Origin of the sequence: Streptococcus sp. 10824 (assembly GCF_013276595.1) — a bacterium.
Taxonomy (GTDB): Bacteria; Bacillota; Bacilli; order Lactobacillales; family Streptococcaceae; genus Streptococcus; species Streptococcus pseudopneumoniae.
The window spans coordinates 1-8203 of the sequence record NZ_VMLH01000002.1 but is presented as its reverse complement, the minus strand read 5'-3'; the positions used below and the strand labels follow the sequence as shown (position 1 = coordinate 8203).

Genomic DNA, 8203 nt, shown 5'->3' with positions numbered 1-8203 from the left:
TCCTGTCTTCCCGATTCATTACAGAGATATGTGAGTGTGTATTTTTATAACTAGATATTATATAAATTAAGAGAGAATCAGTTTGGTTCTCTCTTTTTTGATTTTCAGTAATTCATTTTGGCAGCGTATACTTTTTGGCTCCAGTCTTTTCGATAAATACCGTAGTTTAGGTATACACATTGAATTCAAGGGATTTTATAACTCCTATAAATTTTTAAGAAAGCAATAGAAGGGTTTTGTTCAACGTATAATATATGTGTTTGTCTGATAAAAATTTCTATTCTTTTTGATTTTAAATAAGTATTAGTTTACATTATAGTGTGAATGGTGTTTGATATCTCTTTTGAGGAAGCTGCCTTAGATTTTTCTACTTGTGTTTTATTGTATAGTGTATCTTGCTTGTTTTGAACAGAATTTTTATGACATTTGTCATATTTCCTAGTGACAGAAGCATCTAGCTCCGCAAACTTCAAAAGTCTATAATTGTAGTATCAAATGGAGGAAGAAGAGATGAAAAATAAAATGATTGTCGCAATGAGTTTAGTAGCAGTAGGACTCATGACTTATTTCATGTTTTCAGGATTCGATGAAGGATTTTATCATTTTCCTTGGGAGTTATTTACAGGCTTTGGGATCTTGTCTTGGCTTATCCGAGAAGGTTTGAAATTAGTCTCAGATGTGAAAAAGGAGTTTGAAAAATGAAAAAGCGTTTCTCTATCTTTTTATCGGCCTGTCACTCTTGGTATGGTTGGTAGAAATGTTTACTGATTGGTTTAATCAAGCCTTCCTTCACCAATTCATCCGTGGTGCATGGGGATTAGGATTTATGATTTTTATAGCCTTTCCGATGGGAAAGGAGTTGCTGAAAGGAGAATATCATGAACATGATTAAGGTTCAAGGATTACATAAAAATATCAAGGGCAAGGCTATTTTGAAGGATATTTCCTTTGAGGTGACAGAAGGCGAATGCGTCGCCTTGATTGGCCCCAATGGTGCTGGGAAGACCACACTCTTGGACTGTTTGCTTGGAGATAAACTGGTCACAAGCGGTCAAGTATCCATCCAAGGCTTGCCAGTGACGAGCTCTAAGTTAGACTACACTAGATCCTATCTCCCTCAAGAGAATGTAATCGTTCAGAAACTAAAGGTAAAAGAGTTGATTGCTTTCTTTCAAAAAATCTATCCAAATCATTTGAGTAATCAGGAAGTCGATCAACTATTACAGTTTGATAAGCAACAAAAAGAGCAATTCGCAGAAAAATTATCAGGTGGACAAAAGCGCCTTTTCTCTTTTGTCTTGACCTTAATTGGGCGACCAAAGCTTGTCTTTTTAGATGAGCCAACTGCTGCTATGGATACCTCAACTCGTCAACGTTTTTGGGAAATTGTTCAGGACCTAAAAGCGCAGGGAGTCACCATTCTCTATTCGTCCCATTATATCGAAGAAGTAGAGCATACAGCTGATCGGATTTTGGTTTTAAATAAGGGAGAGTTGATTCGAGACACGACGCCTCTAGCTATGCGTAGTGAAGAGACAGAAAAGCACTTTATCCTTCCTCTAGCTTACAAGGAAGTCGTAGAGCAGTCAAATTTAGTTGAAAACTGGACCCTAAAGCAAGATTCTTTACAAGTAGTCACACGTGAAGCGGATGCTTTTTGGCAACTGTTAGTGCAAGCAGGATGTAGGATTCAAGAAATTGAAGTCAATAATCGTAGCTTGTTGGATACAATCTTTGAAGAAACACAAAAGGGAGATGACTAAGATGAAACGATGGATCGCACTAAACAAGATAGAATTTCTATTGACCAAACGACAATTAGTCTATTATCTATTATCTATTATCCGTAGGGATGCCGACAGCCTTCTATTTATTCTTTTCAGGCATGTACCAGGATACACCTGGTGGACCAGCTAATTTTATGCGTGATTACCTTATCTCCATGACAGCCTTTTCCATGATGTCGACAGCTATGTTTTCATTCCCAGCTGTTTTACATACCGATAAAATCAACAACTGGCAGAAAATATTGCGCCATACTCCTGTAAATATGGTAGAATATTATCTATCAAAGATAACAAGTATGATGGTTGATTATTTGGTCTCAATTCTGGTTGTTTTCTCAGTTGGGCATTTTGTAAGAGGTGTGGATATGTCTCTTGGAAACTGGATTGGGGCTGCACTCTTGCTGATAGTAGGAAGTGTTGCCTTTGTAGCGCTTGGATTGACCTTGACACTCTTGCCTTCTAGTCAGCTGATGTCTGTCGTGGGCAATCTTCTTTATCTAGGGTTGGCTGTTTTAGGTGGACTCTGGATGCCTATCTCTTTATTTCCAGACTGGATGCAAGCAATCGGGAAGTGCCTACCAACTTATCAGTTGATGGAGTTGCTCAAGACCTTCTTAAACAAGGGTGGCATCAATCTATCAGCCACAGTTTATTTACTTGTTTTTTCAGCAGTTTTATTTGGTTTGACTATTTACCTTCAAGGTCATAAGGAGAATGCTTAATGCTTGAAAGACTGAAAAGCATACACTATATGTTTTGGGCCAGTTTGATTTTTATGCTTTTTCCCATCCTACCTGTAGTGATTGGGGAGCTTCCTGCCTGGCATTTATTGGTTGATATTCTATTTGTAGTGACGTATTTGGGTGTTTTAATAACTAAGAACCAGCGCCTATCTTGGCTTTTCTGGGGGATCATGCTGGTCTATGTAGCTGGAAATACCGCCTTTGTTGCTGTGAATTATATCTGGTTCTTCTTTTTCCTTGCCAATCTCTTGATTTATCATTTTAGAGTGCGTAGTTTAAAGTCTTTACATGTATGGACATTTTTCCTTGCTCAAGTCCTTGTTGTGGGGCGACTTTTGATTATTCAGAGAATCGAAGTTGAGTTTCTAGTCTATATGCTTGGAATTCTTACTTTTGTCGATTTGATGACTTTGGGCTCGGTTCGGATTCGCCTTATCGAGGATTTGAAAGAAGCTCAGGTCAAGCAAAATACCCAGATAAATCTATTGCTAGCAGAAAATGAGCGCAATCGTATCGGTCAGGATTTACATGATAGTCTGGGACATACCTTTGCTATGCTGAGTGTCAAGACAGATTTAGCCTTGCAGTTATTTCAAATGCAGGCTTATCCACAGGTGGAAAAGGAATTAAAAGAAATTCACCAGATCAGTAAGGATTCCATGAATGAAGTGCGAACCATTGTGGAAAATCTTAAGTCTAGAACTTTGACATCCGAACTAGAGACTGTGAAAAAGATGTTAGAAATTGCTGGAATTGAGGTGGAAATAGCTAATCAACTAGATACAGCTAGCTTAACTCAGGAATTGGAGTCAACGGCTTCCATGATTTTGCTTGAATTAGTGACCAATATCATCAAACATGCTAAAGCGTCTAAGGTCTACTTAAGATTAGAACGGACAGAGAAGGAACTCATTCTAATAGTGAGAGATGATGGCTGTGGCTTTACTTCTATAAAGGGGGGTGACCTCCATACAGTCCGAGAACGTGTCCTTCCATTTTCGGGAGAGGTAAAGGTGATTAGTCAGAAACAACCGACAGAAGTTCAGGTTCGACTACCTTATAAGGAGAGAAAATAGATGAAAGTATTAGTCGCAGAAGATCAAAGTATGTTGCGAGATGCTATGTACCAGTTGCTTGCCTTTCAAGCAGATGTAGAGTCTGTCCTCCAAGCCAAGAATGGGCAGGAAGCAATTCAACTATTAGAAAAGGAGTCTGTAGATATCGCCATCCTTGACGTAGAAATGCCTGTTAAGACAGGTCTCGAGGTTTTGGAGTGGATACGATCAGAAAAGCTAGAAACAAAGGTGGTTGTGGTGACGACCTTCAAGCGTGCTGGGTATTTTGAACGTGCGGTCAAGGCTGGAGTGGATGCTTATGTATTAAAGGAACGAAGCGTTGCAGACCTCATGCAAACCTTGCACACCGTCCTCGAAGGACGCAAGGAGTATTCGCCTGAATTGATGGAAGTGGTGATGACGCATCCCAATCCATTAACAGAACAAGAAATCGCAGTCTTAAAGGGAATTGCTCAGGGTTTCTCTAACCAAGAAATTGCAGATAAACTTTATCTATCCAACGGAACAGTCCGAAACTATGTCACCAATATTCTTTCGAAACTAGATGCAGGTAATCGAACAGAGGCAGCTAATATCGCGAAAGAATCTGGTTGGTTGTGATACTATCATAACGCGAAAACCATTATGTGTTAAAATTAAAATTATTCAATCAAACAATTTGTAACTTGAGGGGGCTTAGTTTCCTCCTTTTTGTTTCGTCTAAGGTGGTAGCAAGGAGCTAAACCTAGGCTTTCTATGAAATTTTTTCAATCAATCCTCAAAAAACACTTGAAAGTGTTTACAATTAGTGATAGAATGGAATAAGTAAAAATATGAAAACGAAATTTTCACATCTTCACTTTTGTAAGTAGATATAGAGCTTTAATCGGTGCCTCTACTTGTAAAAGAATGTGTGGGATAGAAAGGACAGGAAAAGGAATGAATGCAGATGATACAGTAACCATTTATGATGTCGCTCGTGAAGCAGGTGTTTCCATGGCGACGGTCAGCCGTGTGGTTAATGGCAATAAAAATGTAAAAGAGAATACCCGTAAAAAAGTGTTAGAGGTAATTGATCGTTTGGATTATCGTCCAAATGCAGTTGCGCGTGGTCTTGCAAGTAAAAAGACAACCACTGTCGGTGTCGTGATTCCAAATATTACCAATGGTTATTTTTCGAGTTTGGCTAAGGGGATTGATGATATTGCAGAAATGTACAAGTACAATATTGTCCTAGCTAATAGCGATGAAGATAACGAGAAAGAAGTTTCTGTTGTCAATACCCTCTTTTCAAAGCAGGTAGATGGCATTATCTTTATGGGGTATCACTTGACAGATAAAATTCGCTCAGAATTTTCGCGTTCACGTACTCCAATTGTTCTCGCAGGAACTGTGGATGTAGAGCATCAGCTTCCAAGTGTCAATATTGACTACAAACAAGCTACGATTGATGCAGTGACCTACCTCGCTAAAGAAAATGAGCGCATTGCTTTTGTCAGTGGTCCACTAGTGGATGACATCAATGGTAAGGTTCGTTTGGTTGGCTACAAGGAAGCTTTGAAAAAAGCAGATATTCCTTATAGCGAAGGATTGGTATTTGAATCTAAATACACTTATGAAGATGGCTATGCCTTGGCAGAGCGCTTGATTTCATCAAATGCAACTGCAGCAATTGTAACAGGTGATGAGTTGGCGGCAGGTGTCTTGAACGGTTTGGCTGATAAAGGTGTGTCAGTACCAGAAGAATTTGAGATCATTGCCAGTGATGATTCGCAAGTCTCTCGCTTTACCCGTCCAAACTTGACAACTATTGCCCAACCTCTTTATGACCTTGGTGCCATTAGTATGCGTATGTTGACTAAGATTATGCACAAGGAAGTGTTGGAAGAACGTGAAGTTCTATTATCTCATGGATTAACAGAACGTAGCTCAACACGAAAACGTAAATAGAAAAAATCAGGGAATCGAGAAGATTTCCTGATTTTGTGCTCTTAAACAAGAGATGTTGACTTAATGAATACCATAGAGCGGACTAGGCGGCTGGTTAAAGACTGCGCAACACACTGTTTTGAACTTGTAGATAGAACTGACGAAGTCAGCTCAAGTCCCTGCTTTGAGCTTGTAGATGGAAGCTGACGTGGTTTGAAGAGATTTTTCAAGAGTCTTAGCCTTCCATATAGTCTTTCAAATCTTGCCCTGTTAGTCCGGCATTGAGGGCAATGAGGAGTTTCAAGCGGGCTTTTTGGGCGTTGAGTTCTTTAATAAAGAAGACACCAGATTTTTGTAATTGCACGCCCCCACCCTGGTAGGCATAAACAGGCTCAGCGATACCGTTAAAGCATCGTGAAACCAGGGCGACTGGGATTCCTTTTTGCAGAAGGTTTTCTAATTTTTGAGCCGTTTCTTTGGGAATATTACCAGCTCCGAAGGCTTGGATAATTAAACCGTCCAAGTGTTCTAAATCCAGCATATCAATCAGCTCATCTGTCATACCAGCATAAGCCGAGATGATAGGCACCAAGCCTTGTATGTGATCAAGATCAAAGCGAACACGAGGTTCAGCTGTTTTAAAGTAGAGGATTTCCTGTTTCATGATGAGACCGAGGGGGCCATGTGTTGGGGTCTGGAAGGTGCTGACGTTGGTCGTATGTGTTTTGGTGACATACTTGGCAGCGTGGATTTCATCGTTCATAACGACCAAAACTCCTTTGTCAGCAGCCTTGTCATCGCTAGCTACCCGTAAAGCACTCAGATAGTTATAAACACCATCACTACCGAGTTCATTGGAGCTGCGCATGGCTCCTGTTAGAACGATGGGCATGTGGGGAATTTCCATGGTATCAAGGAAATAGGCTGTTTCCTCTAAAGTATCGGTTCCGTGTGTGATCACCACCCCATCGTAGTTAGCTGCTTCCTCTTTGATTTTTTGGTAGAGAGCCAGCATATGTTTGGGTTTGATATAAGGGCTTGGCAGGTTAAAAAAGTCCAAGGCATGAACTTGGATTCCTTCAAGTGGGCTGGACACATGATTCATAGGATTATCTGAACTCGTCACAACAGCGCCAGAAGCATCGGCCTGCATGGAAATAGTCCCACCCGTATGTAAAACAAGGATTTTCTTAGGCATGATTTACTTACTCTTTCTGAAATGTGGTATAATCATTGTATCACAAAAGGGGAGATTGGGATAGGATGGAAGTCAAAGCTGTTTTTTTTGATATCGATGGAACACTAGTCAACAATCGCAAGAGTGTTTTGAAATCCACTAGGGACGCGATTAAGATTGTCAAAGAGCAAGGGGTGCTTGTCGGTGTAGCGACAGGACGAGGACCTTTTTTTGTTAAGGAATTGATGGACGATTTGGACCTGGATTTTGCGGTAACCTATAATGGCCAGTACATCTTTACTAAAGACAGAGTCTTGTTCACGAGCCCTATTTCCAAGTTGCACTTGCGCTATCTAATTAGCTATGCTAAAAAAGAGGGCAAGGAGATTGCCCTAGGGACCAAGGATGCCATGCTGGGTTCTAAAATCATGTCCTTTGGTCTGGGTTCTTTTTCCCAACGAATCAGTCGCTTCGTTCCCTCTGTCTTAACCCGGACGGTGAGTCATTCCTTTAATCGTATGGTCAGCAAGGTTGTTCCTCAAAAGGAAGAAGACCTGCTTCACCTGATGAATCAGTCTATCTACCAAGTTTTGATGCTGATGACGCCAGAAGAATCTGAGAAGGCGGCAGCTGATTTTGAAGACTTGAAATTGACACGTAGCAATCCTTTTGCTGCGGATGTCATCAATCAAGGAAACTCTAAATTGGAAGGCATTCGACTAGTCGGGAAAGAATATGGCTTTGACCTCAACCAAGTCATGGCCTTTGGAGACTCGGACAATGACCTAGAAATGTTGGCGGGTGTCGGTATGTCTGTGGCTATGGGAAATGGTAGTAGCAGTGTCAAGGAAGTTGCCAAGCACATTACCACCAGCAATCAGCAAGACGGAATCCACAAGGCCTTGGAACATTTTGGTGTTTTGGCTTCAGAAAAAGTCTTTGTCAGCCGTGACTATCATTTCAATAAGGTCAAGACCTTCCACCATATGATGGATGAACGGACTCAAGAAGAACCTCGAGCTTGGGATTTAGAAGGTGCAACCCATAGGGCTGGCTTTAAAATAGAAGAATTGGTGGAGTTTGTTCGAGCAGCCAGTCCTTCTGAAGAGGACTTTGGTCAAGCTCTATCGCAACTTCATCAGGCTCTTGATAAGGCGGCAGATAAAGTAGCCAAGAAGACGCCTGCCCAGCAAGATTTGATAGGGCAAGTGGATGCCTTGATTGACACGCTTTACTTTACCTACGGTAGTTTTGTCTTGATGGGGGTGGATCCAGAACGTATTTTTGATATTGTCCATCAGGCCAATATGGGGAAAATCTTCCCAGATGGCAAGGCTCATTTTGATCCAGTGACCCACAAAATCTTAAAACCAGATGACTGGGAAGAAAAATATGCTCCAGAACCTGCTATTAAAAAGGAACTGCAGCGCCAGCTCAAGGCTTATGAACGCCATAAAGAGAGAAATAATACTCAATGAAAATCAAAGAGCAAACTAGCCGCAGGTTGCTCAA

General features: G+C 40.9%; 8 protein-coding genes and 1 pseudogene. 8 read left to right on the top strand and 1 reads right to left on the bottom strand.

Annotation, left to right across the window (positions count from 1 at the left end):
• Positions 1-495 precede the first annotated feature (495 nt).
• The 7 genes and pseudogenes from HT701_RS00310 to ccpA all read left to right on the top strand — a co-directional run bounded on the left by HT701_RS00310 (position 496) and on the right by ccpA (position 5535).
• Positions 496-702: a hypothetical protein gene (locus HT701_RS00310; RefSeq protein WP_023934166.1), complete on the top strand. Its 207-nt coding sequence runs from the start codon at positions 496-498 to the stop codon at positions 700-702.
• On the top strand, positions 692-892 hold the full coding sequence (locus HT701_RS00305; protein ID WP_023934168.1) for a hypothetical protein: 201 nt from the start codon (positions 692-694) through the stop codon (positions 890-892). The genes HT701_RS00310 and HT701_RS00305 overlap by 11 nt, the downstream gene beginning before the upstream one ends.
• Positions 879-1763, top strand: a complete 885-nt coding sequence (locus tag HT701_RS00300; RefSeq protein ID WP_172931071.1) for an ABC transporter ATP-binding protein — start codon at positions 879-881, stop codon at positions 1761-1763. The genes HT701_RS00305 and HT701_RS00300 overlap by 14 nt, the downstream gene beginning before the upstream one ends.
• A gap of 1 nt (position 1764) precedes the next feature.
• A pseudogene (locus tag HT701_RS00295) lies at positions 1765-2509 on the top strand (ABC transporter permease).
• Positions 2509-3606: a sensor histidine kinase gene (locus HT701_RS00290; RefSeq protein ID WP_172931070.1), complete on the top strand. Its 1098-nt coding sequence runs from the start codon at positions 2509-2511 to the stop codon at positions 3604-3606. The pseudogene HT701_RS00295 and the gene HT701_RS00290 overlap by 1 nt, the downstream one beginning before the upstream one ends.
• Positions 3607-4206 (top strand): response regulator transcription factor, encoded by a 600-nt coding sequence (locus tag HT701_RS00285; protein ID WP_172931069.1) that lies wholly within the window; start codon positions 3607-3609, stop codon positions 4204-4206. It begins immediately after the preceding gene.
• A 318-nt stretch (positions 4207-4524) separates the two neighbouring features.
• Positions 4525-5535 carry a catabolite control protein A gene (ccpA, locus tag HT701_RS00280; protein WP_000990605.1) on the top strand — a complete coding sequence of 337 codons (1011 nt, stop codon included), beginning with the start codon at positions 4525-4527 and terminating at the stop codon, positions 5533-5535.
• 214 nt (positions 5536-5749) lie between these two features.
• Here the strand turns inward: ccpA and HT701_RS00275 are convergent, their stop codons facing one another.
• Positions 5750-6712: an asparaginase gene (locus HT701_RS00275; RefSeq protein ID WP_172931068.1), complete on the bottom strand. Its 963-nt coding sequence runs from the start codon at positions 6710-6712 to the stop codon at positions 5750-5752.
• A 65-nt stretch (positions 6713-6777) separates the two neighbouring features.
• On the opposite strand from HT701_RS00275, the gene HT701_RS00270 reads away from it, so the two are divergent.
• Positions 6778-8169, top strand: a complete 1392-nt coding sequence (locus tag HT701_RS00270) for a Cof-type HAD-IIB family hydrolase (protein ID WP_172931067.1) — start codon at positions 6778-6780, stop codon at positions 8167-8169.
• The last annotated feature ends 34 nt before the right edge of the window (positions 8170-8203 follow it).

Excerpts from the sequence above, each read along its gene's own strand:
- HT701_RS00285 (WP_172931069.1), top strand. The coding sequence starts at position 3,607 with ATGAAAGTATTAGTCGCAGAAGATCAAAGTATGTTGCGAGATGCTATG.
- HT701_RS00275 (WP_172931068.1), bottom strand. The coding sequence starts at position 6,712 with ATGCCTAAGAAAATCCTTGTTTTACATACGGGTGGGACTATTTCCATG.
- HT701_RS00290 (WP_172931070.1), top strand. The coding sequence starts at position 2,509 with ATGCTTGAAAGACTGAAAAGCATACACTATATGTTTTGGGCCAGTTTG.
- HT701_RS00270 (WP_172931067.1), top strand. The coding sequence starts at position 6,778 with ATGGAAGTCAAAGCTGTTTTTTTTGATATCGATGGAACACTAGTCAAC.
- HT701_RS00300 (WP_172931071.1), top strand. The coding sequence starts at position 879 with ATGAACATGATTAAGGTTCAAGGATTACATAAAAATATCAAGGGCAAG.
- ccpA (WP_000990605.1), top strand. The coding sequence starts at position 4,525 with ATGAATGCAGATGATACAGTAACCATTTATGATGTCGCTCGTGAAGCA.
- HT701_RS00310 (WP_023934166.1), top strand. The coding sequence starts at position 496 with ATGGAGGAAGAAGAGATGAAAAATAAAATGATTGTCGCAATGAGTTTA.